We start from the raw sequence: 25,393 nt of genomic DNA on the forward strand, positions 1-25,393 counted from the left end.
GTCAGACCTCGACGGGATCTATCTGTTCCCAAGTCCATGTGCGCTTGAGGAAGTTCAGCTTCTCCTTGCCGATCATGTCTCGCTTCTGCATCTGGCCTACAGTCAGGCCCGGTGCGATCTTCGATTTGACGCTGAACCGAACGACCTGATCGCGATCTGCCTTCAGGCTCTCGAATTCGTCGAGACGCTCGTCAGGTATAATGCATTTCGTTGCGTAAGTATTCGCTTCGTCCTCGCGCATATCTGAAGGCCCTTCCTCGTCGGTGTCGACGAACGTCTGCGCATGGTGAAGGACGAGATGGCCGATTTCGTGGAGAAGTGTGAACCAGAAATGGTCGTCCGAGCGGTGGCGGAAGCTCATTAGGATCATCGCCTTGTCCGGCGAAACAAGCCGGGTGGCACCGCTGGCCCTGCACCCTGCGGGCGCCTTCACAACGGCAAACGCGACACCGGCCTCCGCGAGGAGAGTGCGGAGCTTCGGTATGAACTGTTCCGGCAGCTTGAGCCGCGACAGTTGCTTGATCGTCTCAACTCGATCCTCCAGGTTTCCCGCATTCCACTCCAGTGTCTTCACAAGATCTGCCTCGAGCTCGCCTCGACGAAGCCAGAGGAGAACTGCCTCTTCCTTCGTTGCGAACGCGCTCGTGCTACGGAAGTCCGTACGCCCGACCAGACGGCCATAGTGCTGGTGCCAAGACTTCGCGTTGGGGACGCTGAAGTAGACCAGCCTCTTCCCCACTTCTTCGTAACGGCGCTCGTCCGTCATTTTTCCACGAGGAGGTTTCAGTCCGGGTGCAGGCACATTTTGAATGAATTCATCGATTTCGTCACGGGATATCGCTGCAACGGCGCGTTCGACCGCCCGCTCGAAATTCTCCTGACGCTTCAGCCAGAAGGAAGGTGAGGCGCCCAGCGCCTCTGCAAGCGAACGGGCGACGTCGGTATCGATCACCTTCGAGCCGTCGAGAAGGGAACGGAGCGTCCGTAGACCCCCTTCGAGCTTGGTCGCGACCTGGTCTGCTGTCATTAGGCGGCGCTGCATGACGGCGCGGATCGAATCGCCTGGTTTGGAAAACCAGTCTGTCGCGTTTGCCTCATCCATCATCATCGTCTCCATATCGCGGTCACTTTCAGGCGCGTCACGCTCGACCACTCCGTCTTTCCGTCCTCGCCGACAGCGTATTTGCGGCCGACCGGGACGAAGTTTGCGATGTAGTCCGGTCCGACTGCGATTTGAAAGGCGTCGGCACCGCAGGACAGCAAGTCATTCACAAGAATCTCATGCCACTCCACAGCATTGTCGGCAGCCTCCGCTTCCGCAAGCATGTTGAAGACAATATTCGCGAGGAACGGCCCGAAAGCTTCCTCGCCTCTCTCGTATAGGCAACAGGAATCGCGAAGCTCGTCATTCTCGAACGATATCTTCAACCCAGCCACCTCGACGAGGTTTCGACGTCGATCATCAACAGCCAAGCTTGCGCGACCATAAATTCTGTATGTGTCCTCATAAAGGAAGCGCCGACCCTGACGGCTTCGCCGCCTGTTTTGCGCGGATCATCTCGATACGATCCCAGTTGCGGGATAGTTCGCGATCCGCGGAGATTTCGAGGTCGACATCCTGGGCGTTGCAAAGAGCCGCAAGCGTAACCATGACGCCTCCGGTCTCTTGAGTGATTTCCCCAACAGGTCGTGAATAGACGTAACGGACGAGCGCGATGGCATCCTCTTCGCTGCAACCACTCGCCTGGGCGAGCTCCAGGGATTCCTCAAGGAATCGATGCGAGCGCTCCGTGCGATTGGAGACGGAACTTGGTGGGAAGCAGGCGCACACCCAGTCGGCAACGCGCTGCTGATACGACCGCAGGCTCATCGTCGCTCCTTGTAACTCTTATCGTCTGACCGCGACTCGGTTCAGTCGAAGACACTCTCGAAGAACTGACGAAATTTTGCAATCTGCGGATGATTGGTGCGAAGAGTTCATCCACGACGAATCCTTACTGCGGAAGGATTCGACGGGTTGTGTCGAAATTTCTCAATCCTCCAGGGCGGTGGTCCGCTACGTCGAAGAATCTCCACTCCGGCCCTTTGGAGTAACGAGATGCTGAGCAGTTTCAGCACGTTGCGACCAGGATTCCCGGTCAACTCACGATCATAAGAGGGAGTGATCCACTTACAAATTTATGGCTGTAGGTGACATTGGTACGACTCGCAACCTGGACGGTTTATCAACCAACGGCGCGTACAGGGGAGGCTATCGTACCGTAACTCAGGAAATGATCCTTGTTTGACCAGATTGAGGACGTCAAAGACTACCTCGCAGACGGTGAACTCGACCAGGTTCGCCGCAAAAATGAAGGAGGGCGTTCCAATTTAGTAGGACACCAATACGAAGTTGCTTATGCCTCCATAGAGGTGCTGCGTCTCGCCGCGCAGATGGTGATGGCTTCGCTCGACCCAGACAAAACCAAAATCGCAGCGCAGTTAAGAGCGTCTTTCGTAGACGATTTCGCGATCATCGAGCGCGGCGTGTTCTGGTGGTTCGAAATGAAGGCGGGCAAAGATGTTCGGTGGGACAAAAAACAGTCGAAAACGGCTCGAAGTATCGAAGAAAACTTTAGGAGCATGATCAATATCGATAACCGGCGGCGTCGGAAGGCATTTTATCGCCTCGTTGTGGCCGATGCCGATGCCGCAGACAATCTGGTTGTTTCCTGTCCGGACGGACTCGAAGAGGTAGAGGTCATTCATTTTCCGTGGGCGCTTATTCCCCGCGACGTCGAAGCACTTTTCCCTGATTTCCAGGAATGGGTCCGCTGGATCCTGCCGGCTCGCAAGGCAGAAACGTTTAAAGGACTTGAGCTATACCCAATCGAGGCTTCGTACGGCGAAGCCGAAGCAAACGCGGCGCTACGACAATTTCGAGGGTTTGTGTTTGATATGCGACCCGCGACAACCTATTCAATACGCGAGGCTTTCAAGGAGATCGATAGGGCATGTCTGGGCCTCTTCGGCTGGGAAACTGACGATCTTGACGCCGAAGTGGCTTCAATCCTGGATCAGATTCCGAATTTCCAATTTGTGACTTTCAATGGCCAGCTCAACTATGTGCTCTACGAACGGATTACCGGCAGCGTGCCTGCTCGCCTAGGGGCGGACTCTGGCAGGAGGTTCGAAAGTGCTGTCAGACAACTTAAACCGAGGACGGTTGATGCCCTCAAACCCATTCTGAGAGGCAAATATGGCCCGTGAAGCAAATTTTTCTAATGAAGAACACGCGGTTCGCAACGCTATCCGCCAGATTGTTTCTTCTGAAGCCACCTACGGAAACCTTCGAGCGCTAGGGTATGTATTGGCTGCGGTGTTCGCCGATCGTCTGCGTGGATTGAGCGTGCGTTTGGTTGCGGATCCAATTGACGTCGACCTGCTGGCTTCTGGCTTCATCGAGCGACTTCAGGAAGATGATGTGGATGTGCGGTTGTCTTGCTTCTGGAACACTCTTTGTCCCGTTAACAATGACCCGCTCGACAAATCGAGGATCGCAAGACTGGACTCGCAGTATCACGAACAGCCGCGCACTGTTCCCGTCCACATCATAGTACTCAAGCTTCATCTCGACGACGGCGTCGAAGCTGCCGCGAACGCAGTTCGAGCCGCCGAGACCTTCGGCATTGACAACGTCGCCGTCATGGCTCCTTGCGCCACTCCAAGGCAGCAACAGCTTCTCAATCGGCAGCTTCTTACCTACTTTCAAGAAGTACCGCCGTTGCTCGTCGGGGTCGGTGCCGACAGCAGAACATTTTTCGATCTCAAACGTCTGGCCGAGGAACGAGCCCGCTATCTCAGCACGATCGGAATCAACGACCTCTCATTCGTAGTGCCGTCCTCCATCTTGGATAAGCCTCCTATTCCCAAGGGCCGGCCCCCCACTGCCTCCCGTTCATTCGGTCGAGGATGAACTCTAGTTCGCTCCAGGCGACGCGGTGTACACGCGTCGTCTTACTGTTCGAGCTGCTTATCGACGCGATCGTTAGCTCTGTCGTCAAGCCAACGTCGAACGTGCCACGAGATCCGCCAGACGCGTTCGAGCTTCGCGCTCCGTCCTATAGCTCTGGCAATCTTTGCGATGGCGACGTCCCCCGATTGTATATTCAACGGCCGGCTTGATGCCGGGTTGGAAGATGGCGCGCTCCTCCCTTCCTTGGAAGATGCAAGTCCACTCGTTGTCGTTCAAGCGGATCCAGCGTCGAGCCGGGCGCAGCCGCTCTAGTTCTTGTCGAAGGGCGGCAGCCGTCGGGTATCTCTCGCCAACAATGCGGTTGGTCGCCTTTCTGATGATACGCTTTAGCTTCGAAGGGACATGGTCGGCAAAGCCTATCTGGTTCGCGAGTTTGCCCTCTTTGACAAGAGCTGGCCAGCCCGCACTTCCCAAGACCGCGTCCCAGCCGGTCATGTTGTTTACAGCACGCAGCAGCGTCATACCTGCTGCGAACACGTCGCTGGCAGGCGAGAACTCCCGATTATTGAAGGCCTCCGGTGAGGCGTGCGGCCTATAGAACATATCCGTGACGCTCACCCCGCTCTTTGGGTGGATGACGGTACCGAAGTCCGACAGTCTGGCAATGCCGCCTGTCAGCATGATGTTGCCCGGCTTGACGTCTCTGTGGACGATTCCACGGTTGTGGGCATGCTCAAGCGCGAACAAGATCTGCTTCATGTAGCCGATAGTTTCGATGACAGGTACGAATTCCTGCTGGAGCCTATCAGCCAGTGAACCGCCGTCCAGATACTCCATTTCGATGAGGACTGCGCCGTCGAAGACATCGGCGGTGAGCACTTTCACGACATGATCGTGGCCGCAGAGGCTCTGCGCCTGCGCTTCGACGACGGCGCGGTGCTCGACCGGGTTGGCAACCCGGACTAGCTTCAGGGCAGACTCTCGACCGAGGTTCCGATTGACGACGTGGAAGACATCCCCGAACTGGCCGCTACCAAGCTGTCGGATAATCTCGTATTTGTTCAGCACGATCTGGCCGGGTTGAAACGTGAGGGGAGCGACGGAGGACATCAAAGGCTCATCCAAGCGGCAAGCGCTGCGAGTTTCGCGGCGTTCGGCCACGCAGCAGGACAATCCTCGATCCGCTCGTCGCAAGCCGTGAACTTGTCACCCGAATGCGCCAGGGCCTTCTTCGTGAAGGTGTGGATGGTCGACTGTGCAATTGCCAACCCTCGCTCGTAGGCGACAAGGGAAAGAATCCCGAACGGGAAGGTCAAATACGCGATTTGATCGGCCTTTTTGCCGTCCATCGACAAACGGTATGCGAGGCCTTGCGGTTGTTGCGCTTCGATCAGTTCGTTGAACGTCTGCTTGAAGAAGTTTGCCATCTCCGGTCGCGGCTGATCTACCTCGAACCGATGACGACCATGCATGAGGTACCGTGGATCCGCTCTAGTGCCGTCCATCAGGCAGAAGTGCAACTCTCCCTTCTGGAGATTAAACCCAAGGATCGCCATCAGTTTGCCTTTCTACGCAATACACGCGCTCGTCGTGCCCTGAATCAAAGAGCTCGGGCGAAACACACCCGAGCCTTTTGCATGATTTTATTCAGCCAGCGGCTAGCTCTTACGTTTCACATCTACCGTCCATGACAACTTGAGTTCATGCTGTTTCAGTTGGGGCTATCCACTGGCTTGTGACGTTCGAACGTGGTTGGCCAGTTTTGGCTTCCGGAAAGGCCAGGATTAGAGCATCTTGGCCAGTACTAGGTTGGTTTTCTCATCAGAACTGAAGAGTAGAAAGAATAATCAGCTGCACCCGCTCGTCGCACCGCACGTGTCGCACTTCTCGCAGGTGCCGTTCCGCACCATCGTGAAGTTCTGGCACTCCGAGCACATGTTGCCCGTGTACCCCTGCATGATCGAGCGCTGGCGGCGTTCGGCTTCGCGCTTTTTGGCCTCGGATTTCGCCGTTGCCGCGTCGGCTGCCGCCTTGTCGGAGAAGAGAGCGGTGGCGTCGCTGGTGATTTCCTCGGTCACCTCTTCGGCGATCTCTTCGGCCAATTCCTTGGCGCGCTCTTCGTAATCGCGCTTGAAGGCAACGATTTCGGAGGTGGAGATGGCAACCGTCGGTTCCAGCTTGCGGGCCGCGGCACCTGCAAAGGCGGTCACGGTGCCGCTGGAAGCGGCACGGGCAGGGGCTGCGGTGGCAGCACCCTTAGGTTCGCCCGCCTGGCGCTCGCCGCCGGTGCCGGAAACCAGCGTCGGCTTGTAGCCGCGGGTCCAGCCGGTGGAGAGAAGGTTGGTCTTGCCTTCCTGGATGCCCTTGCCGAGTGCCGTGTTCGAGAAGTCCGACGTATCGACATGCGCGAGGTCGTGACGGCCGAGATAGGAGACGGCAAGCTCGCGGAAGACATAGTCGAGGATCGAGGTGGCATTCTTGATGGCATCATTGCCGATGACCATGCCGGCCGGCTCGAACTTGGTGAAGGTGAAGGCCTCGACATATTCCTCGAGCGGCACGCCATATTGCAGGCCGAGCGAGATGGCGATGGCGAAGTTGTTCATCATCGCACGGAAGGCAGCACCTTCCTTGTGCATGTCGATGAAGATCTCGCCGAGGCGGCCGTCGCCGAATTCGCCGGTTCTGAGATAGACCTTGTGCCCGCCGACGGCAGCCTTCTGGGTGTAGCCCTGGCGGCGGTTCGGCAGCTTCTCGCGTTCACGCGAAACCCGTTCGATCACCCGCTCGATGATCTTCTCGGTGATGGTGACGGCCTGGGCGGCGACCGGCGCCTGCAGCAGTTCCTCCAGCGCATCCTCGTCGTTCTCATCCTCGATCAGCGAGGCGTTGAGCGGCTGCGACAGCTTGGAGCCGTCGCGATAGAGCGCGTTGGCCTTGAGTCCGAGCTTCCAGGAGAGCAGGTAGGCGTTCTTGCAATCCTCGACGGTCGCCTCGTTCGGCATGTTGATCGTCTTGGAAATTGCGCCGGAGATGAACGGCTGGGCAGCCGCCATCATGCGGATATGGCTTTCGACGGAGAGGTAGCGCTTGCCGATCTTGCCGCAGGGATTGGCGCAATCGAAGACCGGCAGATGCTCGGCCTTCAGGAAGGGCGCGCCTTCCAGCGTCATCGCACCGCAGACATGGATGTTGGCCGCTTCGATGTCCTTCTTCGAGAAGCCCATATGGTCGAGCAGGCTGAAGCTCATGTCGGCGAGCTGTTCGTCGGAAACCTTCAGCGTGTCCTTCAGGAAGTCGGCGCCGAGCGTCCACTGGTTGAAGACGAATTTGATGTCGAAGGCGCTCTTCAGCGCGGCATTGACGGCTTCCACCTTCTCATCGGTCAGGCCCTTGGCCTTCAGCGTCGACGGGTTGATCGCCGGCGCCTGGTTCAGGTTGCCGTGGCCGACGGCATAGGCCTCGATCTCGGCAATCTGGCTTTCCGAATAGCCGAGCGTGCGCAGCGCGTCCGGCACGGCGCGGTTGATGATCTTGAAGTAGCCGCCGCCGGCGAGCTTCTTGAACTTGACGAGGGCGAAGTCGGGCTCGATGCCGGTGGTGTCGCAATCCATGACGAGACCGATCGTGCCGGTGGGCGCGATGACCGAGACCTGGGCATTGCGGTAGCCATGCTGTTCGCCAAGCGCGAGCGCCTTGTCCCAGGCCGATTTGGCGTGGGCGACGAGATCCTGGTCCGGGTTTTCCGAATGGATCAGCGCGACCGGGTTGATCGACAGGGCCTCATAGCCTGACGTTTCTCCGTGAGCGGCGCGGCGATGGTTGCGGATGACCTTGAGCATGCTCTCGCGGTTCGGCGCAAAGTTCGGGAAGGGCCCGAGTTCGGCAGCCATTTCGGCCGAGGTCGCATAGCAGATGCCGGTCATGATCGCGGTCAGTGAACCGGCAATGGCGCGGGCCTCAGCGGAGTCGTAGGGAATGCCCGACGACATCAGCAGGCCGCCGATATTGGCGTAGCCGAGGCCGAGCGTGCGGTATTCGTAGGAGAGTTCGGCAATGCGCTTCGACGGGAACTGCGCCATCATCACCGAGACTTCGAGCACGACGGTCCACAGGCGCACTGCATGTTCGTAATCGGCGATGTTGATGCGCTTGGTGGCCTTGTCCTTGAACTGCAGGAGGTTCAGCGAGGCAAGGTTGCAGGCCGTGTCATCGAGGAACATGTATTCCGAGCACGGGTTGGAGCCGCGGATCGGGCCGCCGGCCGGCGAGGTGTGCCAGTCGTTCATCGTCGTGTTGAAGTGGATGCCCGGATCGGCAGACGCCCAGGCGGCGTAGGAAATCGTTTCCCAGAGATCGCGCGCCTTCAGCGTCTTCATCACCCGGCCGTCCTTGCGGGCGGTCAGGTTCCATTCGCCGTCATTCTCGACGGCGCGCAGGAAGTCGTCCTTGATCGAGACGGAGTTGTTGGAGTTCTGGCCGGATACCGTGAGGTAGGCTTCCGAATCCCAATCCGTGTCGTAGGTCTTGAATTCGAGATCCTTGTAGCCCTGGCGGGCGAACTGGATGACACGCTGGACGTAGTTTTCCGGAACCTGGTCCTTCTTGGCAGCGCGGATTTCGCGCTTCAGGGCAGGGTTTTTGGTGGGGTCGTAGCAATCGCCGTTGTCGCCGCCTTCGCAATTGAAGCAGGCCTTCATGATTGCCTTCAGGTGCCGGGCGACGATCTTCGAGCCGGTGACGAGGGCCGCGACCTTCTGCTCTTCCTTGACCTTCCAGTTGATGTATTCCTCGATATCGGGATGATCGATGTCGACGACCACCATCTTGGCGGCGCGGCGCGTCGTGCCGCCCGATTTGATGGCGCCGGCAGCGCGGTCGCCGATCTTCAGGAAGCTCATCAGGCCGGAGGAACGGCCGCCGCCGGAAAGCTTTTCGCCTTCGCCGCGCAGCATCGAGAAGTTGGAGCCGGTGCCGGAGCCGTATTTGAACAGGCGCGCTTCACGCACCCAAAGATCCATGATGCCGCCTTCGTTGACGAGATCGTCCTCGACCGACTGGATGAAGCAGGCATGCGGCTGCGGATGTTCATAGGCAGACTTGGACTTGGTCAGCTTGCCGGTGAAGGGGTCGACGTAGAAATGGCCCTGGCCGGGGCCGTCGATGCCGTAGGCCCAGTGCAGGCCGGTGTTGAACCACTGCGGCGAGTTCGGGGCGACGCGCTGGGTGGCGAGCATATAGGCAAGCTCGTCCTTGAAGGCCGAGGCATCTTCTTCCGAAGAGAAATAGCCACCCTTCCAGCCCCAATAGGCCCAGGTGCCGGCAAGGCGATCGAAGACCTGGCGCGCATCAATTTCGGAGCCGGTCTGCTCGTCCTTGGACAGGGTCTTCAGCGCCGCATCGTCGGGAACGGAGCGCCACAGGAAGGAAGGAACGTCGTTTTCCTCGACCTTCTTCAGCCGGGTGGGGACGCCGGCCTTGCGGAAATACTTTTGCGCCAGAACGTCGGTCGCGACCTGGGAGAACTGCGCGGGAACGTCGATATTCTCGAGGCGGAAGACGATCGAACCGTCGGGGTTCTTGATCTCGCTCGTCGCCTTGCGGAATTCGATATCCGCATAGGCGCCTTGGCCGGCCTTCGTGAAACGACGTTCGATGCGCATGGTCTTGACCTCGTGTTGGCGCCCAGTCCCCGCGACCGGGGCGCAAAATTCCTATCCGGCGGCACATTGTCGTCGTGCAGCCAGTCTCGTTTCCGTATTGTCACAGGGGTGTCATCCGGAGATGCTCTTCCTGTATCTTGTGGTGATGGTGGCTGCAAACACTAAATATAGTATTAACAGCTTATTATCGCCAGTCCCGACGTCACTTTTTTTGGAGGCTGAAAATCGCGCGGAAATCCTGTCAGGCCTCATGCCGCTTCCGGCATATCACCCTGATTCCGCGTCCAATTTTTCAAAAGGAAACCGGGCTCGTTACCTCCGGTCCTGTCGCCGCCGCAACATCAGTAACAATAAGTTTGAATCAGGTGATTCCGTCAAGGGCTGGATCTTAATTGATTGCTAACCACAACATCTTGTGGATGCGCCTGTGAAGATTGGGGAAAGCCGGGGAGCCCTGAAATTACAATGGCTTGCGGGCGTCGCCGGCTAAGGAAAATGCTGGAACGGCAAAAAAGCGCCCTGCGGCAAATCTTGTGATGGCATTTCCGGCGCAAATGCGCATGGCGATTCGCTGAGAAAACAGGGGCGGTTTAGAGAGCATCGATGGCGATGGTGACGGTGGCAACGCCAATCGGCCTGGCCTCGTCGTCCATGACGACGAAGCTCGCCTGTGTCTCAAGCATCTGGGTGGATTCGTTGCGTTCCGCCCGGTCGATGAAGATGTCCGGGGAGCCGCTGGCGAATGTCCTGAGGTATTTCTCCTCGTCGCCCTGCCAGTAATCGGCAGTGATGACGCTTTGCCCCACGTTGAGCCCGTGAATGTCGGTCACGAAAAATTCGACGATCGCACCCTGTGAGGCGTCCTGCCTGATTTTCAGATAATGCGACACGGATTTGTCGAGCAGTAGCTTGACCATGTGCAGATGGTGGTGATCGATCTCCGACCGGTAGGTCTTGTCGAGTACCCGCATATCCTTCTCGCTGACATCGCCGAATTCCGCATTCTGCTCGGCAATGGCTTTCAGCACCAGTGGCGTCTCCACCATCGGCCGCACCCGTTGCTCGACATAATCGCGCACGAGGGGAATATAAGCAGGCTCGGCGCGGGCGGGGTGGAGCGCAAGCAGACACGCCGCCAGCCCGGTGGTCATAACCGCAATATGCCCCCACCGCGCCATTTTACTTCCTTGCACTGCATCGTTCGTTGCACGTTTTAGGCGCAACCTGACACGCTTCTCATGCTGCCGGGTCCATGGCGCTAAAATAAATCAGATCCCGAACCCGTCAAAGCGGATTCGGGAACCCCGGCCGACGAAATTTGGAACAATTTCAAGTGGTAAATATGATCACCGCAGCTGGATCGGCGATCAGCGCGGGCCCTTGGCGATCGGCTCCTGATAGGTGAAGCCCATATCCCACGGGAAGTAGATCCAGGTATCCTGGCTCACCTCGGTGATGAAGGTATCGATCGTCGGCACACCCTGCGGCTTGGCATAGACGCAGGCGAAATGCGCCCTCGGCAGCATGGTGCGAACTTGGACGGCGGTCTTGCCGGTATCGGTCAGATCGTCGACGACCAGCACGCCTTCGCCGCCGTTTTCGGCAAGCTCGGGCGCTATTCCCTTGAGCAGCGTCATGTCGCCCTGGTTCACATAGTCATGATAGGAGGCGACGCAGACGGTCTCGATCAGCCGGATGTTGAGTTCGCGCGAGATAATCGCGGCCGGGACAAGGCCGCCGCGGGTGATGCAGACGATCGCCTTGAACGTCTGGTCCAGGCCGGCAAGCCGCCAGGCAAGGGCGCGCGCATCGCGGTGGAACTGATCCCAGGAAACGGGAAAGGCTTTATCGGGAAGGGACATCGGGCTGCTCCGCGGCATGAAAAAACAACACGCCGTTTGCCGGCGACCGGACGCGCTCGAGGTGGCAATTGGCAAAACGCAAATCGCGCGAGCTGCAACTGCGCGAGATCGCGAGCTGCAACTGCGCGAGCTGTGGCCGAGGCTCGAAGCTGTCATCGGTCGCCGCAATTAACGGAAGTTGCCGGCAAAAGGCAAGAGCGCCGATGATCGCGGCAACGTCAGCGCGACAGCAGCGTCAGCGCCGTCATCGATTGCAGCAGGGTCTTGGTCGTACCGCCGAAAATCATCTGCCATAGCCAGGAATGCGTATAGGCGCCCATGACGAGAAGATCGATGCTGTCGTCGGAAAGCCGGTTCTCGATGATATGCGAAGTGTTTTTATCCACGCTTCTGGCTGTCGCAAGCGTCGTCTTCACGCCATGGCGGGTGAGCGTCGCGGCAATCTCGGCACCTGCCGTCAGCGGCGATTGCAGCGCCGTGTCGGCCGGATCGACCGAAAAGATCTCCACCTCCTCGGCCGCTTTCAGGATCGGCAGCGCGTCGAAGGTCGCGCGCGCCGCCTCCTTCGAGCCGTTCCAGGCAATCAGTACGCGCCTGATCGGCTTAGGCTGGCGGATGGTATACGGGATGACCATCACCGGCCGGCCGGTTTCGAAAAGGAAGTTGTCGACGTCGACATGGCTGTCGGAGCGTTTGGCCGGGTCGGCCTGCGATGCGATCAACAGATCGGCGCTGCGCGCGCTTTCGATCAGCGGTGCAGAGCCATAGCCGGTTGAGGTGGTAAAGCTGCGCCATTCGGAGGAGCCGCCCGACGCTTGCGCCTTGGCGCGAAAGATCCGTTCCACCGCGACCGTTTCGCTATGCGCCATATCCTGCAGCGCCTGCACGGCGACGGGATCGGGAATTTCCATCGGCGCTACCAGCGGCACGGTGGAGATGGTTTCGGCATGCAGGCCGATCACATGGGCGCCGCTTTCGGCGGCAATGGCAAAGGCGAAATCGGCAACGGCGGCGCTATTGTCTGCTGTATCGAGAATGGCGAGAATGGTTTTGTAAGACATATCAATTCTCCTTGCGCTGAAATGGCGTGCGGGAGGGAAGGAATGCACCCGGACCGCTCCTCCGTTCCTTGACGGGGATCAAGCCTGGTCCCCGGTTCCGGCATTCTCCTCAAGCCTCGGCGGAATGGTTTTCGGCGATGTCCTTCCTCTGGCGGATGGCCTCGATCATTGCATGCACCTCGGCGCCGGCCGCATCGATCGCCGCCTGCGAGCGACCGCGCACGACGATCTCGGTCGAGAATTTCTGGCCGATATAGCGGGGGTAGGAACCGATGCTGGTGTCCGGATGGGCTTTCTGGATCGCGGTCAGCGGCGTGCCGATCTCGCCTTCGCCGTAGGGGCAGGCGATGGCGAGCGAGAGCACCGGCGTTCCTGTTCGAAGCGTCGGCAACACATTGTCGACCATCGCCTGGAAAACCTGTGGCACGCCGGCCATCACATAGACGTTGCCGATGATGAAGCCCGGCGCCGTCGAAACCGGATTGGCTATATGGGTGGCACCGCGCGGCATGCGGGCCATGCGCTGGCGCGCCTCGGTGAATTCCATCTCGCGGCGCCGGTACATATCGGCAAGCAGCGTCATCGCCGTTTCGTCATGTTCGCAGGGCACCCCGAACGCCTTGGCGATGGCATCGGCGGTGATATCGTCATGCGTCGGCCCGATGCCACCCGAGGTGAAGACATAATCATATCGAGCGCGAAGCGCATTCAGCGCCTCGACGATCGCCTCCTCTTCGTCGGCGACGATGCGCACCTCCTTGAGGTCGATGCCGGAAAGAGTGAGCAGGTCGGCGAGATGGCCGATATTCCTATCCTTGGTGCGGCCGGAAAGAAGTTCGTCGCCAATGGCGAGCATGGCGGCGGTGACGACGGTGGCATGGCTCATGGGATGTTCCGTAAAGTGAGGCTGGTGAATAGGTAGCGCCCTTCGGCCGCTTTGCAAACATGCGAGCATGATGCCGAAAAGTGTAGGCGGTTTTCGGATGGCATCGTGCTCTTGGAACAGGCCGATGCGATAGCTGCGATCTTAAGCAATTCCAATAGTGGTGCAGCTAACCGGAGCATTGTACCGGCCCGACTTCGTTGCCGACGGAACTACGGCGCGACAGCCTTCGCTTGGCTGCTGTCTTAGGCTCGCCGAGCCGAAGCTCACAGAGCGAAGGCTGGTGCGGACGGCGGGGGTCGAACCCGCATAGCCTAGGCCGAGGGATTTTCTTACCGCTACGGCTTTCGCCGCCGCCTTCCGGCGTTTGTGGTCTGGACTATACCTTCACCTTAGCGCCTGCCTTAGGTGCTGCCCGTCTAGTCTCTACACCTTCCCCTTGCAGGGCTTGGCTCGGGATTGCCATCTGACAGGTTTCCCCGACTTTGAGCAGTTCTACATCAGGCGTTTCCGCCAGTGCACTCAATTTTGCTTTAAGTCCCTTGTGTCTACCGATTCCACCACGTCCGCGTGGTTCTCCCTGCTAACAAAGAGACGCGGCATTCTCAACCGATATTCAGTGGTGATGTACGATTCCGTTTCAAAGTCTGGAGTCCTCCGCCACCTGGTCGCTTCGAGTGTCCAGCTGAATTCGGGAGTAAGCGACGATCCCAGGTGCTGATCAAAGCTTTGGCAAGCAACTGCGCGTCAGCAAGTTTTCAAATTGACGCTGCGAGGCGGCGTAGAAAACCTAATGCAACCCCTGCGACACAAGCTTGTTGAATTTCGCCGGACATTGGGACAAAGTGCTGGCGAGGGTAGAGTTTGCAATTTTTACTGTTGTTATACGTGTGCTTCACTTTTCAGCGTGAGCGCCGAAACATGTGGTGACTTATAGGGCAAAATGGCTTTTGTTCTGAAGACCTTCGGGAGGCTGCAGCTCGTCGACGAGGAGGGGAACGCTGTCGCGTTTCCCGAGAAAGGCCTGCTGCTTCTCGCCTATCTATTTACAACCGATCAAGGTTCGGCCGATCGAACGACCTTGGCTCGCTTCCTATGGGGCGAAGCCGACAGGGACGTTGCACTTTCGACTTTGCGGAAAGTGATTTCGAGAATTAAGGCCCGTCAAGTCGATCTCGGGGTAAATACCCTATCATCTCAGGGCAACGTGCTCACACTCGACCCATCTCTGTCTTCCGACATTCTGCTGGCCGAGGCGGAGGAGGTTGAGCCGTTCTCCCGGCTGAGACAGCTGGTGGCGCTGATGAACCAGCCTTTTCTCGGGCCGGTTCACAGCCATAGTCGTCACTTCCAGCGTTGGCTCGCCGAACGTGAAAATTACCATATCGAGCTGCTCGGAAATACATTGAGAACTGCCTACCCACTGGCCCAGTCGCGGAAGGACGCCGAGCTGCTGAGGAAGGCCGCGGTTATCCTGTTTCGCACCGAGCCGAAGGATCCGGAAACGCTGCAACTGCTCATACGGATCTTCAATGCGGAAGAGGAAGTCGAATCCCTTCGGAGCTATTTTGAACAGCGGCGCAGTTTGACGTCCGGGGGCATCGCCGCGCGCACCGGATCCGATGGTGGCGACGCGAAATCCCTGCGTCCGTCATCGGTGCCGTCAAAGGCAAAACCTGAGGCTTCTCTTCCCCTTGAGCCTGAAGATATCCGCATTGCCATTCCCCGCCTGGTGCTGCTTCCCCCCAAAAATCAATCCGCTCGGCCGCAAGCCGGTTTTTTAGCTGCGTCTTTGGTAGAGGATATCACCATCGGATTTTGCGTCTTCAACAGCCTGGAGGTCATAGCCCCGTATTCGGCGGTTCAAATCGGCCACCAGGTGGAGACGCAGAAGGCCTTCTTCGAGCGGCATCGCGTCAACTACATCCTCGACACCCGGATCAGCAGTTCGGATGACGAAGTGACGCTGTTCGCCCAACTGATCTTTTTCGATCAGAACCAGATTGTTTGGGCGGAAAGGTTCAGCCTCGATCGTATGGATCTCGCCAGAGACAGAAGAGTTGTTGCCCGGCAGATCGCTCTCTCCGTATCCAGCGAAATCGAGCGCCATGAGGCGCTGCGCGAAGACCTGAACCCGGTCGCCTATCACAGATATCTTGTCGGCAGGCGGCACCTGGCGCGGCTGACGCTTCCGAACCTGCGGCGCGTCCGCAAGGAAATGAAAGCTGCGCTCAGCGTGAGCCCGGATTTCGCACCGGCGATGAGTTCGATGGCGCGGACCTACTCCAAGGAATGGTTGCTGACGGCGCGCGGTGATATCGATCTTTTGCAATTGGCGGAGACATTCGCAAAGCAGGCGACCGGTATGCGTGCGGACTTCGCCGATGGCTATCGCGAGCTCGGTGTCGCCAAACTGTTGCAGGGCGCGTTCGATGAAAGCGCCGAAGCAATGGAAGTAGCGGAAAGCCTTGCGCCGCACTACGCCGACGTCATCGCCGACTACGCAGACACGTTGGTTCATTGTTCGCTCCCCGCCATGGCATTGCGAAAGATCGAGCGGGCAATCGAGCTGAACCCGCTCGGTCCCGACACCTATTTCTGGACCGCTGCGGGAGCAAACTATGCCCTCGGCGAATTCGAAGCTTCGCTGGACTATATCGGGCAGATGGCCGATCCTCATTTAGCGGATAGGTTGTCCGCCGCAAGTTGGGCCATGTTGGGCCATCCGGACAAGGCGCGGATCTTCGTACGAAGGTTTCGTGAAGGCAATCCGGACTTCGATGTGGACAAGTGGTTGTCCGCAGTTCCAAGTAAAGAGCAATGGCATAAGGATCTTTATCGCGAAGGCCTGAAGAAAGCTGGATTTTAAACATCAATCGTTAGAGAGGGCAAAACATGGCTACAGTTGTTGTTATTAGTATTGAGGGTCGAGACGGGCTCTGGGTCGCTGATCTGGACGCCGGCACTGTACTGCCGCTCCCGGTCCCCAAGGCGGGCGGCCTGAAAGTCGTAACCGATCTTCGCGACACCGGCGCGACGGTGACGAAGGGCGTGAACGTGGCTGTCACGGTCAAGTCGGCGGAAGCGGCGTTCTCCGGCCATTACGACGGCTAGGCGTGAATGATTGGCGCCATAGCGCCTTTGCGTTCTGGATTCTAATCTCAGGAATCGCGCGAGACGGCGAGCGGGGCATTGACCTGCTCGCCGCCGAGCATCATGCCGGTGCTCTACTGAGAGGATCATAGTCGTTCCGGTGCCGATCAAGTGTAGCGGATCTCAGTGATAATCTATCGGCCCCGTCATGTTGCCGATTGCCCACATGCCTTCATAATACCGTTGGAATACGCATATATATTGTGGATATAAGCGTGTTATTGCTTGACAAAGGCATTTTCGGTGCAAGGATTGCGCCGCGGCAGTTGAGTAAGTGTTGTCTTGTGGGAGTAAGAGACGATGGTTTACGATTGGACTGGGGCCAGGGTCCGGCGCATCCGGATCTTCAAGACCAGTGTCGCGCTTGTTTTTGGAGCCGCGACGGCTGCAATACCGCTGTTCTTCTGGGCCGTGGAGTTTCGCGGTTTCTAACCTGAGATCATCAGCGTCTCGCGCCATCTGTTGATCACCCAGCCGGCCAGCAGTCCGATGGCGGCGCCCATGGCCTTGATGCCGGCATCGTGCAGGCGCGGATGGCGTGTCGGCGAGAGGTACTGCAGATACTCGATGGCGACGGAGCCAGCGATCAGCAGCACGGCCACCAATTTCCACTGTTTCGGATAAGCGAGCGCAAAGGCGAGGCCGACAAGAATATAGGCGGTAGCGCGGTCGGTATCGACCGTCGTCACCGTTTCCGGCCTCAGCCCGATCGGCGAGACCGTGACGAAGATGATGATGGCGAGCAGCAGCCAGGCGAGCGGTCTTGCGAATTTGAACATGATCATGGCTTCATATTTAATGGCTCGCCGTTTCTTTGACAGTTAAAATCAGTTCATGTGCCGCCAATTTCGCCGTTGGCTTGAGAAAAGCTTTCGCAGACAGAGCCTGGGCCGAACCGTAAACGACCGAAGCGGCCTTTCTTTTGCCGGCCGGTCCGTGCCATAGCGGCAGCTACAATTGTGAGAATGGATCACGCCCGTGACGAGACTTGATGTCGAAAGCGCCGAAGAGGCAATGCGCAGCCTTTTTCCGGCAACAGCGCTGCAGCTCAATGATCATCTCTCGGCGCGTTACGGGGCCGATATCTGGCTGAAGCGCGAGGATCTGTCGCCGGTGCGCTCCTACAAGATCCGCGGCGCCTTCAATTTCTTCCGCAAGGCGATCGGCCAGGGGGCTTCGGCCAAGACCTTCGTCTGCGCCTCGGCCGGCAATCACGCCCAGGGCTTTGCCTTCGTCTGTCGTCATTTCGGCGTGCCGGGCGTTGTCTTCATGCCGGTGACGACGCCACAGCAGAAGATCGACAAGACCCGCATGTTCGGCGCCGAATTCATTACCATCCGGCTGTTCGGCGATTTCTTCGACCAGTGCTACCAGGCCGCACGCGACCATGTCGAGGCAATCGGCGGCGTCATGGTGCCGCCCTTCGACCACGCCGATATCATCGAGGGCCAGGCGACCGTCGCCGCCGAGATCATGCAGCAGCTGCCTGAGGGCACGGTGCCCGACATGGTCGTCCTGCCGGTCGGCGGCGGCGGGCTTGCCGCCGGCATCACCGGCTATCTCGACGGCACCGTGCCGAAATCGGCCTTCGTCTTTACCGAACCCGCCGGGGCGCCGAGTCTCAGGCGCAGCATCGAAGCGGGCAGGGTGACAACGCTTGCCAAGGTCGACAACTTCGTCGACGGCGCTGCCGTCGCCCGCATCGGCGATCTGAATTTCGCCGCCCTTCGCGATTTTCCGGCAAGCCAAGTGCAACTGATGCCGGAGAACGCCATCTGCGTCACCATCCAGGAGATGCTGAACGTCGAGGGTGTCGTGCTGGAGCCGGCCGGCGCGCTGTCGCTGACGGCGATCGCCGCGATGGACGCCGAAGCAATCCGCGGCAAGACCATTGTCGCCGTCGTCTCCGGCGGCAATTTTGATTTCGAGCGCCTGCCTGACGTCAAGGAAAGAGCCATGCGTTACGCAGGGCTGAAGAAATACTTCATCCTGCGGCTCGCCCAACGTCCCGGCGCACTCCGGGATTTCCTCAATCTCCTCGGCCCCGATGACGATATCGCCCGCTTCGAATATCTGAAGAAATCGGCCCGCAATTTCGGCTCGATCCTGATCGGCATCGAAACCAAGGCGCCGGAGAATTTCGCCCGGCTGATCGGAAATTTCGAAGCCGCCGGCATGGGTTACGAGGATATCACCGAAAACGAGATCCTCGCCAATCTGATCATTTGACTTGGCGATAACAACACCATCGTGCTAAAGGCGGATCATGGCTTCGTTCCTTTCAAATCTCTTCTCGATGTTCTCCGGCGGCGGCAAACCGGCTTCCGAAGCGGCAGGTCCTTCCGGCGAGCCGCAGCTTTACGGCGATTGCACCATTTATGCCGAGCCGCGCAGGGAAGGCAGCCAGTATCGCCTTGCCGGCCGCATTGAAAAGAAGGTCGGCGACGAGGTGCTGGTACGCAATTTCATTCGCGCCGATCTGTTTTCCTCTTCCGACGACGCGCTCGAATGCACGGTGCGCAAGGCACAGCAGATCATCGATCAGCACGGTGCGTCACTCTTTGGTGACGGCGAGAAGCTTCGTCAGGTCTGAGACCGGGATCCGCCGCATGGATACGGAATGCCCGGCCGCAATTATTCTTGTTTTTCAATCCTGTGACGCGGCTACGCCGCCGCTCATTGGGATCTCGCTCACGCAATCTTAAAGGATTGCAGTCAAAGCTATCGCCTGCAGCATTTGCAGGGCCGCCCTCGTGTTTGACTTTTTCGGACGATCGACCAAAGGATCCGCCGTCGCGACCGTTGCGCCCATGCGCGGAGGGTGCCGGCCTGAAGCCGGGGTGTGGTGATGGAGACGCTCAACCTCGCTCTCTTCGTCGTCGAAGCCGTCGCCTATTTCGTGCTGATGGTGACGCTTCTGCATTTCCGTCATCGGCTCGGTCTCGGGGTTTTCCTGACGGCGCTCGGCGTCATGCATTTCATGGAAACCTATCTGGCGGCGGTGTTCTATGTCTCGCTGCCGTTCGGTGATGTGTCGCCGGGGTCGTCGGTCTTCTTCTCCGGCAAGCTGATGATGATCCTGATGCTTTACCTGCAGGAGGATGCCGCGACGGTTCGGCAGCCGATCTACGGCCTGTTCCTCGGCAACCTGCTCACCGTCGGCATCGCCTGGGTGTTGCAGCTGCACCAGCCGCTGCAGCTGTCAGCCAACCACACGCCCGACGTCGATTTCCTCAAGGAGATGGGCTGGCTGATGGTCTGGGGCACGGCGCTGCTCTATGTCGATTCGCTCGGCATCATTCTGCTTTACGAAAAGCTCGGCGATTTCTTCCGCCGGCGCGTCGTCCTGCGTTTCCTGATTTCGGGCTTCGTGCTGCTGACCTTCGACCAGATCGGCTTCTTCTCCGCGCTGAATTATTTCCTGGATGTGCCGATCGACGCATTCTGGGCGGGCTGGAAGGCAAAGATGCTTGCCGTCTGCCTCTATGCGGCAATGTTTGCAATTTATGAATATCGTATTCGCCGGGGCGGGGCGGCCGTGTCCGCACGCTCGATCAGCGACGTGTTCGGCGACCTGACGTTCCGCGAGCGCTACAACGATCTTCTCGAGCGCACCGGCCGCGATATGCTGACCGGCGTCTACGATCGAACGCGCATGGAGTTGGAGGCGCCGCTGATGCTGCGCGAGGCGCAGAGGCAGGGGCTATTCACCACCATCCTCATCCTCGACGCCGATCACTTCAAGGATGTCAACGATGGCTACGGCCATCTCCAAGGCGATGAGGTGCTAAAGGCAATCGCCGCCCGAGTGGGCACGACCTTGCGCTCGAGCGACCGCGTCTTCCGCTTCGGCGGCGAGGAATTCGTTGCCGTCTGTCCGGGCACCGACCACGAGGAAGGTCTGCTGCTTGCCGAACGCCTGCGTTGGACGATCGCCACCAGCGTCAAGACGCCGGACGACAGGCCGGTCACGGTCAGCATCGGCGTGGCGACCGCCGACGAGGACGGCGTTGATTTTACCGCGGTGCTGACGGCCGCCGACGGCAGGCTCTACGCGGCAAAGAAGAGCGGCCGCAACTGTGTTGTCGGCCGTTCCGGCGTGATGAACCTCGGTTGACTCGATCAAGGCAGCGCGTCGGCTGCCGGTGTTCGTGATGTTGCACAAACAGAAACATCTGTTGCCGATATTATGCGTTTTCAATATGTTAATAGAACAATAAAAACGGGTTGTTGGCACGCCACAAACGTGATCTCCATTGCCGCGACGGGACGAGTTTTCCTGCGAGGGGCGGAGACATGAGTGATACAGCTGTGCGAACGAAGGTCGATGGCGGCGAGTTCGCCGTTTTGTGCATCGGCGGATTTCTTCTTTCGATCGCCTATGGCGTGACCTTTCTGATCCCGGTGCTGGTCGGTCAGCGCGGCGGCAACGAGGCGCTGGCCGGCCTGATCATCTCGGCCGCGACCGTCAGCACCGTCATTCTGGTGATCCTCTCCGGCCACATCGCCGATGCCATCGGCTCGGCGCGGGCGGTGGCGGTTGCCGGGCTGTTTCTGGCGGTGTCGGGGCTGGGATTTGCCACGGTCCCATCGGCTGGGCTCGGCCTGATAATCGTCGGCCTTATCCTCGGCATCGGTTGGGGCACGTTCTATACGCTCGGACCCATTCTGGTCGCCGCACTCGTCGAGCCCGAGCACCGCATCAGGTTCTTCGCCTTGCTGTCGGGATCAATGATGTCGGGCATCGGCGCCGGTCCGATCATTGGCCGCACCGCCACCGGCTGGTCCATGCCGATCGAGACGGCCTTCGCCTTTGCCTTGTTTTCCAGTCTCGCCGGCGGTGCACTTTATTTCTGGCTGCATCTGCGACTGAGCAATGCCGGCAAGAATTTGCCGCATGTCAACAAGATCTCCTTTGCCGCAGCGCGTCAGGTGATTGCTTCGCCGGCGATCTATTCCATCGTCATGGTCGGCATCGGCGGCGCGATTTTCGGCGGGCTCTCCAGCTTTCAGACAAGCTACGCCAAGGCGCACGACTTCGATTATTCGCTGTTCTTCATCGGCTTCATGTCCGCCGCCATCGCCAGCCGGCTGTTCGTGGCGGGATATGTGGTCAAAAAGGATCCCTTCTATTCGCTTCTGGTGCTGACGAGCCTGTCGCTGACATCCATCCTGCTGTTCCTGATGGTGACATCAAGTCAGCTGGCCTATTTCGGAGCCGCGGCGATGCTGGGGCTGGGTTACGGGCTGACCTATTCCGTCATCAATGGGCTGGCGGCGAACGAGGCGCCCACGGGGCTTATGCCGCAATCGCTGCTCTTGTTTTCGCTGTCCTATTTCATCGGCGTCTTCGGCTTTCCGCTGATCGCTGGCAATCTGATCGTCTCCTCCGGCATTCAGGCGATGCTGCATGTCTTGCTCGTGCTTGCCGCCCTGAATTCAGCAATCGTCCTGGTTCGTATTGCCCACCGCGCGACAATCGGCAAAGCGTCCTTCGCGGGGAAATAGGAAACTTTCGGCGATTGACCGCAGTCGGGGACGGATAGGCCCCGGGCAAGTTTCACTTGCCCGGATCTGGCTTGCTCAGGCGGCGCGGAAGATCTTGGCGCCGGACGGGGCGCTCGTCATGCCGCCGTCGACGGTGATCTCGATGCCGGTGACATTGGCGGAATCATCCGAAGCCAGATAGAGCGCGGCCTTGGCGATTTCGTCGGCTTCGCTCATGCGGCCGAGCGGGCTGAGGCCACCCATGCGGGCCTCGAGTGCCGACATCGCGTCGTCTGTTGGTGCCATCGGCGACCAGATCGGCGTCTTGGTGCCGCCGGGGGTCACCTGATTGACGCGGATACCGCGCGGCGCGAGTTCGGAGGCCATATTGCGCGTCATCGCGCGAACCGCCGCCTTGGTCGCCGCATAGGCCGACCAGCCGGGAGCTCCGAGCACGGCATGCACCGAACCGTTGAGGATCACCGAACCGCCGTCGTTGAGGTGCGGCAGGGCCGATTGAACGGTGAAGAATACTGCCGTCAGATTGGTGCTGATGATCCGATTGAACTGTTCCGGCGACGTGTCCCCGAGCGGTGTCGCGCCGCCGATGCCGGCATTGGCGAAGACGATGTCGAACTTGCCCACCTCTACGGCGGCTTCGGCAAAGACCTTCTCGGTAGCGGCGGCATCGGTGACATCGAGCTTCAGTGCGACGACGCCGGCCCCAAGCGCCTTTTCGGCGGCGGCAAGCGTTTCCGGGTTACGGCCGGTGATCACGACCTTTGCACCCTCATCGATGAAGACTTTGGCGGTCGCAAGACCGATACCGCTGTTTCCGCCGGTGATCAGCGCGACCTTGTTTCTTAGACGCATAATTCATGCTCCTCTTGGAATTGGCAACGATCTGGATTATGATCGTTATCTATAAAGATTACGATCGTAATCTACGCGAGTCAAGAGGCATTCTGGGGGATTTCCGATGGGTCGTTCGCAGCTGGAAAAACAGAAGACGCACGAAAAGATCCTCGAGATCGCGTCGAAGCGCCTGCGAGAGGAGGGGCTTGAAGGTATCGGCGTCGCCGACCTGATGAAGGAGGCCGGACTGACCGTCGGCGGCTTCTATAAGCACTTCGCCTCCCGCGACGATCTCGTCGCCGAGGCGATCCAGTCGGCCTTCGATTCATGGGGAGGCAAGCTGGAGGCTGAAGGGGTAGACCCGGCGAAGATGACGGCCGCCGATGTCGCCGACCGTTATCTGAGCGCCTATCATCGCGACAATCCTGGCGAAGGCTGCCCCTTCGCCGCGCTGACTTCCGATATCTCCCGCAGCGGCGGCAAGGCGCGGGGGATCGCCACCGAGCGGCTCGAGCGCAATTTCGACGCCTTGGCTAGCAAGGCGACGGGAGCGAATGAAGGGGAAAGACGGCGCAAGGCGATCATGGCCTTCGCGATGATGGCAGGCGGTGTCGGCCTTGCCAGGGTTTCCTCGGATGACGGACTTTCGGCCGAAATCCTCGAGACGGTCCGGGATTTTGTCGCTGCCATCGACAAATGATAACGGCCGGCAAATGCCGGCCGCTGTACGACAGTAAGCGTTGAGAGCCGATCAGGCGGCCAGCGCGATTTCCTGGACGCGCGACTTGGCGGCGTCGATGGCCTTTTCGGCAGCTTCCGGACCGAAGGCGAGGCCTTCGACATAGATGGTCTCGATATCGGTAATGCCGAGGAAGCCGAGAACCGACTTCAGGTACGGCACGGCATGGTTCAACGGCGCTGCGGGACCCTGCGAGTAGACGCCACCGGAGGTGAGCACGACATAGACCTTCTTGCCGGTGACGAGGCCGACCGGGCCGGTTTCCGTGTATTTGAAGGTCACGCCGGCGCGGGCGACGTTGTCGATCCAGGTCTTCAGCGAGGAATAGATGTTGAAGTTGATGAGACCGGTGCTGATGACGATCGTGTCGGCGGCAAACAGTTCGGCGACGAGTTCGTCGGAGGTTTTGATGGCAGCGATTTCTTCGGCGGTGCGGTCGTCCGCCGGCTTGCGGATCGCGCCGGTGAACAGGTCATCGATATGCGGCAGCGGGCTGGCGGCGAGGTCGCGGCGGACGACGACGCTGCCCGGCTTCTGGTTCTTCAGCTTTTCGGCGAGATCGGCGGCGATCGGCGTCGAGAGCGAATCGGCACGCGGGCTGGACGTCAGGAGAAGGATGGACGACATGGTGCATTTCCTTTCGAATTGGATTTGACGGCCCGTTGCTGGGAGGTGAGCCGTGGTGTCGAAAAGGAAAATAGGTCTGGCCTGCTATCGAAAAAACGGTGATAATGTCGATCGAAACTATCGATGGAATGGATGGATATGCTTCCGAACCCGACTCTGGATCAATTGCAGGTGTTTCTGACCGTTGCCGAGACCGGCAGCTTTTCGGCCGCCTCACGGGCGCTGAACCGGGCTCAGTCGGTGGTCAGCTATACGATCGCCAATCTGGAAGCCCAGCTTGAAATGCCGCTTTTCGAACGCTCGGGCGCCCGCCAGCCGAAGCTGACGGAGGCGGGCAAGGCGATGCTGGAGGATGCACGGCGCATTCTCGGCGACCTGCAGGTCATGCGGGCGCGCGTCAAGAGCCTGAAGGAAGGGCTCGAAGCCGAGGTCTCCGTCGCCATCAGTGTCATGGTGCCGTCAAAAGCCGTGGTCGACGTGCTCCACGAATTCCGCGAGATGTTCCCGTCGGTTTCGTTGAACCTCAACGTTGGCGAGCTCGGAATGGTCATGGACCTTGTCCTCAGCGGCAAGGCGACGATCGGGATCGGCGGCGCCGTGCTGAAGCAGGACGATTCGGTCGTCACCGAGCGGATCGGTCACTCCTTCATGATGCCCGTTGCCGCGCGCAATCACCCGCTTGCCGGGATCGGCCGGCCACTGACCCTCGGTGACGTGCGTGAGGAAGTGCAACTCGTCGTCACCGACGCCTCGGGCCGGACGAAGGGGCGCGATTTCAACGTTCTGTCTTATAAGACATGGCGCGTCAGCGATATTGCCACCAAACATCAGCTCATCAAGGCCGGTCTTGGCTGGGGCGGCCTTCCGGCGTCGCTCATCCATGACGATCTCCTGAGCGGCGCGCTCGTCCATCTCGATCTGGACGCCTATGAGCAGGGGGAATATGCCATCTATTCGACGCGCCGCCTCGCCAACCCGCCGGGGCCGGCCGCCACCTGGATGATCGACGCGTTCCGCACGAGGCTTTCCAATTGCCCCAGCCAGGCGGATTTCCACGCCCGGATCGCCGAACTGCGCGAACCCGCAATCCCGCTTGCAGCCGAATGAG

23 protein-coding genes are annotated in these 25,393 nt (G+C 59.3%); 10 read left to right on the forward strand and 13 right to left on the reverse strand.

Features of this window, described 5'->3' with window-relative positions; translation table 11 throughout:
- Position 1: 1 nt before the first annotated feature.
- Genes ATY29_RS03030 through ATY29_RS03040 form a run of 3 tightly spaced genes read right to left on the reverse strand, consistent with a single transcriptional unit; the run spans position 2 to position 1,870 of the window.
- Positions 2-1,153 (reverse strand): ImmA/IrrE family metallo-endopeptidase, encoded by a 1,152-nt coding sequence (locus ATY29_RS03030; protein WP_244597336.1) that lies wholly within the window; start codon positions 1,151-1,153, stop codon positions 2-4.
- On the reverse strand, positions 1,105-1,473 hold the full coding sequence (locus tag ATY29_RS03035; RefSeq protein ID WP_103671190.1) for a hypothetical protein: 369 nt from the start codon (positions 1,471-1,473) through the stop codon (positions 1,105-1,107). The genes ATY29_RS03030 and ATY29_RS03035 overlap by 49 nt, the downstream gene beginning before the upstream one ends.
- A gap of 31 nt (positions 1,474-1,504) precedes the next feature.
- Positions 1,505-1,870, reverse strand: coding sequence for a hypothetical protein (locus ATY29_RS03040; protein WP_097535107.1), 366 nt, complete (start codon positions 1,868-1,870; stop codon positions 1,505-1,507).
- Positions 1,871-2,280: 410 nt separating this feature from the next.
- On the opposite strand from ATY29_RS03040, the gene ATY29_RS03045 reads away from it, so the two are divergent.
- The gene (locus ATY29_RS03045) at positions 2,281-3,249 is read left to right on the forward strand and encodes a hypothetical protein (RefSeq protein WP_097535109.1); all 969 of its coding nucleotides are present in this window, start codon (positions 2,281-2,283) and stop codon (positions 3,247-3,249) included.
- On the forward strand, positions 3,239-3,955 hold the full coding sequence (locus ATY29_RS03050; protein WP_097535111.1) for a hypothetical protein: 717 nt from the start codon (positions 3,239-3,241) through the stop codon (positions 3,953-3,955). The genes ATY29_RS03045 and ATY29_RS03050 overlap by 11 nt, the downstream gene beginning before the upstream one ends.
- Before the next feature lie 84 nt (positions 3,956-4,039).
- Here the strand turns inward: ATY29_RS03050 and ATY29_RS03055 are convergent, their stop codons facing one another.
- The 7 genes from ATY29_RS03055 to ATY29_RS03085 form a co-directional block, all read right to left on the reverse strand.
- Positions 4,040-5,065 carry a serine/threonine-protein kinase gene (locus ATY29_RS03055; protein ID WP_097535113.1) on the reverse strand — a complete coding sequence of 342 codons (1,026 nt, stop codon included), beginning with the start codon at positions 5,063-5,065 and terminating at the stop codon, positions 4,040-4,042.
- Complete coding sequence (locus tag ATY29_RS03060) at positions 5,065-5,511, reverse strand: hypothetical protein (RefSeq protein ID WP_097535115.1); 447 nt, start codon at positions 5,509-5,511, stop codon at positions 5,065-5,067. The genes ATY29_RS03055 and ATY29_RS03060 overlap by 1 nt, the downstream gene beginning before the upstream one ends.
- 291 nt (positions 5,512-5,802) lie before the next feature.
- Entirely contained in the window at positions 5,803-9,618 is a 3,816-nt protein-coding gene (locus tag ATY29_RS03065) for a vitamin B12-dependent ribonucleotide reductase (protein WP_097535117.1), read from the reverse strand.
- 590 nt (positions 9,619-10,208) lie between these two features.
- Positions 10,209-10,796: a hypothetical protein gene (locus tag ATY29_RS03070; RefSeq protein WP_025415959.1), complete on the reverse strand. Its 588-nt coding sequence runs from the start codon at positions 10,794-10,796 to the stop codon at positions 10,209-10,211.
- A gap of 189 nt (positions 10,797-10,985) precedes the next feature.
- On the reverse strand, positions 10,986-11,480 hold the full coding sequence (gene gpt / locus ATY29_RS03075) for a xanthine phosphoribosyltransferase (protein WP_003573696.1): 495 nt from the start codon (positions 11,478-11,480) through the stop codon (positions 10,986-10,988).
- A gap of 218 nt (positions 11,481-11,698) precedes the next feature.
- Positions 11,699-12,541 carry a putative universal stress family protein gene (locus tag ATY29_RS03080; RefSeq protein WP_097535119.1) on the reverse strand — a complete coding sequence of 281 codons (843 nt, stop codon included), beginning with the start codon at positions 12,539-12,541 and terminating at the stop codon, positions 11,699-11,701.
- Positions 12,542-12,650: 109 nt separating this feature from the next.
- Positions 12,651-13,427, reverse strand: a complete 777-nt coding sequence (locus tag ATY29_RS03085) for a competence/damage-inducible protein A (RefSeq protein WP_003573693.1) — start codon at positions 13,425-13,427, stop codon at positions 12,651-12,653.
- 940 nt (positions 13,428-14,367) lie between these two features.
- On the opposite strand from ATY29_RS03085, the gene ATY29_RS03090 reads away from it, so the two are divergent.
- Together ATY29_RS03090 and ATY29_RS03095 are read left to right on the forward strand one after the other, a co-directional pair.
- Complete coding sequence (locus tag ATY29_RS03090; RefSeq protein ID WP_097535121.1) at positions 14,368-16,293, forward strand: hypothetical protein; 1,926 nt, start codon at positions 14,368-14,370, stop codon at positions 16,291-16,293.
- Between the two features lie 26 nt (positions 16,294-16,319).
- A complete protein-coding gene (locus ATY29_RS03095) occupies positions 16,320-16,538 on the forward strand; it encodes a hypothetical protein (RefSeq protein ID WP_003573687.1) in 219 nt (72 codons plus the stop codon).
- Positions 16,539-17,005: 467 nt separating this feature from the next.
- Here ATY29_RS03095 and ATY29_RS03100 read toward each other — a convergent pair whose 3' ends face one another.
- The gene (locus ATY29_RS03100; RefSeq protein WP_003573682.1) at positions 17,006-17,362 is read right to left on the reverse strand and encodes a VanZ family protein; all 357 of its coding nucleotides are present in this window, start codon (positions 17,360-17,362) and stop codon (positions 17,006-17,008) included.
- A 193-nt stretch (positions 17,363-17,555) separates the two neighbouring features.
- Between ATY29_RS03100 and ilvA the strand changes: the two genes are divergently transcribed.
- The 4 genes from ilvA (at position 17,556) to ATY29_RS03120 (ending at position 22,085) form a co-directional block, all read left to right on the forward strand.
- Entirely contained in the window at positions 17,556-18,806 is a 1,251-nt protein-coding gene (gene ilvA, locus ATY29_RS03105; protein ID WP_097535124.1) for a threonine ammonia-lyase, read from the forward strand.
- A gap of 37 nt (positions 18,807-18,843) precedes the next feature.
- Positions 18,844-19,170, forward strand: a complete 327-nt coding sequence (locus tag ATY29_RS03110; RefSeq protein WP_025415963.1) for an HlyU family transcriptional regulator — start codon at positions 18,844-18,846, stop codon at positions 19,168-19,170.
- A gap of 252 nt (positions 19,171-19,422) precedes the next feature.
- Complete coding sequence (locus ATY29_RS03115; RefSeq protein ID WP_097535225.1) at positions 19,423-20,694, forward strand: GGDEF domain-containing protein; 1,272 nt, start codon at positions 19,423-19,425, stop codon at positions 20,692-20,694.
- A 179-nt stretch (positions 20,695-20,873) separates the two neighbouring features.
- Positions 20,874-22,085, forward strand: coding sequence for an MFS transporter (locus ATY29_RS03120; RefSeq protein ID WP_097535126.1), 1,212 nt, complete (start codon positions 20,874-20,876; stop codon positions 22,083-22,085).
- A 75-nt stretch (positions 22,086-22,160) separates the two neighbouring features.
- Here ATY29_RS03120 and ATY29_RS03125 read toward each other — a convergent pair whose 3' ends face one another.
- Positions 22,161-22,937: an SDR family NAD(P)-dependent oxidoreductase gene (locus ATY29_RS03125; protein ID WP_025415966.1), complete on the reverse strand. Its 777-nt coding sequence runs from the start codon at positions 22,935-22,937 to the stop codon at positions 22,161-22,163.
- A 106-nt stretch (positions 22,938-23,043) separates the two neighbouring features.
- Here ATY29_RS03125 and ATY29_RS03130 point away from each other — a divergent pair, with 106 nt between their 5' ends.
- The gene (locus tag ATY29_RS03130; protein ID WP_003573669.1) at positions 23,044-23,619 is read left to right on the forward strand and encodes a TetR/AcrR family transcriptional regulator; all 576 of its coding nucleotides are present in this window, start codon (positions 23,044-23,046) and stop codon (positions 23,617-23,619) included.
- Between the two features lie 51 nt (positions 23,620-23,670).
- Here the strand turns inward: ATY29_RS03130 and ATY29_RS03135 are convergent, their stop codons facing one another.
- Positions 23,671-24,285 carry an FMN-dependent NADH-azoreductase gene (locus tag ATY29_RS03135; RefSeq protein ID WP_003573668.1) on the reverse strand — a complete coding sequence of 205 codons (615 nt, stop codon included), beginning with the start codon at positions 24,283-24,285 and terminating at the stop codon, positions 23,671-23,673.
- 138 nt (positions 24,286-24,423) lie between these two features.
- Here ATY29_RS03135 and ATY29_RS03140 point away from each other — a divergent pair, with 138 nt between their 5' ends.
- Positions 24,424-25,392 (forward strand): LysR family transcriptional regulator, encoded by a 969-nt coding sequence (locus ATY29_RS03140; protein ID WP_097535227.1) that lies wholly within the window; start codon positions 24,424-24,426, stop codon positions 25,390-25,392.
- Position 25,393: the final 1 nt, after the last annotated feature.

Origin of the sequence: Rhizobium hidalgonense (genome assembly GCF_002914525.1) — a bacterium.
GTDB lineage: Bacteria > Pseudomonadota > Alphaproteobacteria > Rhizobiales > Rhizobiaceae > Rhizobium > Rhizobium hidalgonense.

Bases quoted from the DNA above. Each gene is read 5' to 3' on its own strand.
- ATY29_RS03040 (WP_097535107.1), bottom strand. From the start codon at position 1,870: ATGAGCCTGCGGTCGTATCAGCAGCGCGTTGCCGACTGGGTGTGCGCC.
- ATY29_RS03050 (WP_097535111.1), top strand. From the start codon at position 3,239: ATGGCCCGTGAAGCAAATTTTTCTAATGAAGAACACGCGGTTCGCAAC.
- ATY29_RS03055 (WP_097535113.1), bottom strand. From the start codon at position 5,065: ATGTCCTCCGTCGCTCCCCTCACGTTTCAACCCGGCCAGATCGTGCTG.
- ATY29_RS03060 (WP_097535115.1), bottom strand. From the start codon at position 5,511: ATGGCGATCCTTGGGTTTAATCTCCAGAAGGGAGAGTTGCACTTCTGC.
- ATY29_RS03065 (WP_097535117.1), bottom strand. From the start codon at position 9,618: ATGCGCATCGAACGTCGTTTCACGAAGGCCGGCCAAGGCGCCTATGCG.
- ATY29_RS03070 (WP_025415959.1), bottom strand. From the start codon at position 10,796: ATGGCGCGGTGGGGGCATATTGCGGTTATGACCACCGGGCTGGCGGCG.
- gpt (WP_003573696.1), bottom strand. From the start codon at position 11,480: ATGTCCCTTCCCGATAAAGCCTTTCCCGTTTCCTGGGATCAGTTCCAC.
- ATY29_RS03080 (WP_097535119.1), bottom strand. From the start codon at position 12,541: ATGTCTTACAAAACCATTCTCGCCATTCTCGATACAGCAGACAATAGC.
- ATY29_RS03085 (WP_003573693.1), bottom strand. From the start codon at position 13,427: ATGAGCCATGCCACCGTCGTCACCGCCGCCATGCTCGCCATTGGCGAC.
- ATY29_RS03090 (WP_097535121.1), top strand. From the start codon at position 14,368: ATGGCTTTTGTTCTGAAGACCTTCGGGAGGCTGCAGCTCGTCGACGAG.
- ATY29_RS03095 (WP_003573687.1), top strand. From the start codon at position 16,320: ATGGCTACAGTTGTTGTTATTAGTATTGAGGGTCGAGACGGGCTCTGG.
- ATY29_RS03100 (WP_003573682.1), bottom strand. From the start codon at position 17,362: ATGATCATGTTCAAATTCGCAAGACCGCTCGCCTGGCTGCTGCTCGCC.
- ATY29_RS03110 (WP_025415963.1), top strand. From the start codon at position 18,844: ATGGCTTCGTTCCTTTCAAATCTCTTCTCGATGTTCTCCGGCGGCGGC.
- ATY29_RS03120 (WP_097535126.1), top strand. From the start codon at position 20,874: ATGAGTGATACAGCTGTGCGAACGAAGGTCGATGGCGGCGAGTTCGCC.
- ATY29_RS03125 (WP_025415966.1), bottom strand. From the start codon at position 22,937: ATGCGTCTAAGAAACAAGGTCGCGCTGATCACCGGCGGAAACAGCGGT.
- ATY29_RS03130 (WP_003573669.1), top strand. From the start codon at position 23,044: ATGGGTCGTTCGCAGCTGGAAAAACAGAAGACGCACGAAAAGATCCTC.
- ATY29_RS03135 (WP_003573668.1), bottom strand. From the start codon at position 24,285: ATGTCGTCCATCCTTCTCCTGACGTCCAGCCCGCGTGCCGATTCGCTC.
- ATY29_RS03140 (WP_097535227.1), top strand. From the start codon at position 24,424: ATGCTTCCGAACCCGACTCTGGATCAATTGCAGGTGTTTCTGACCGTT.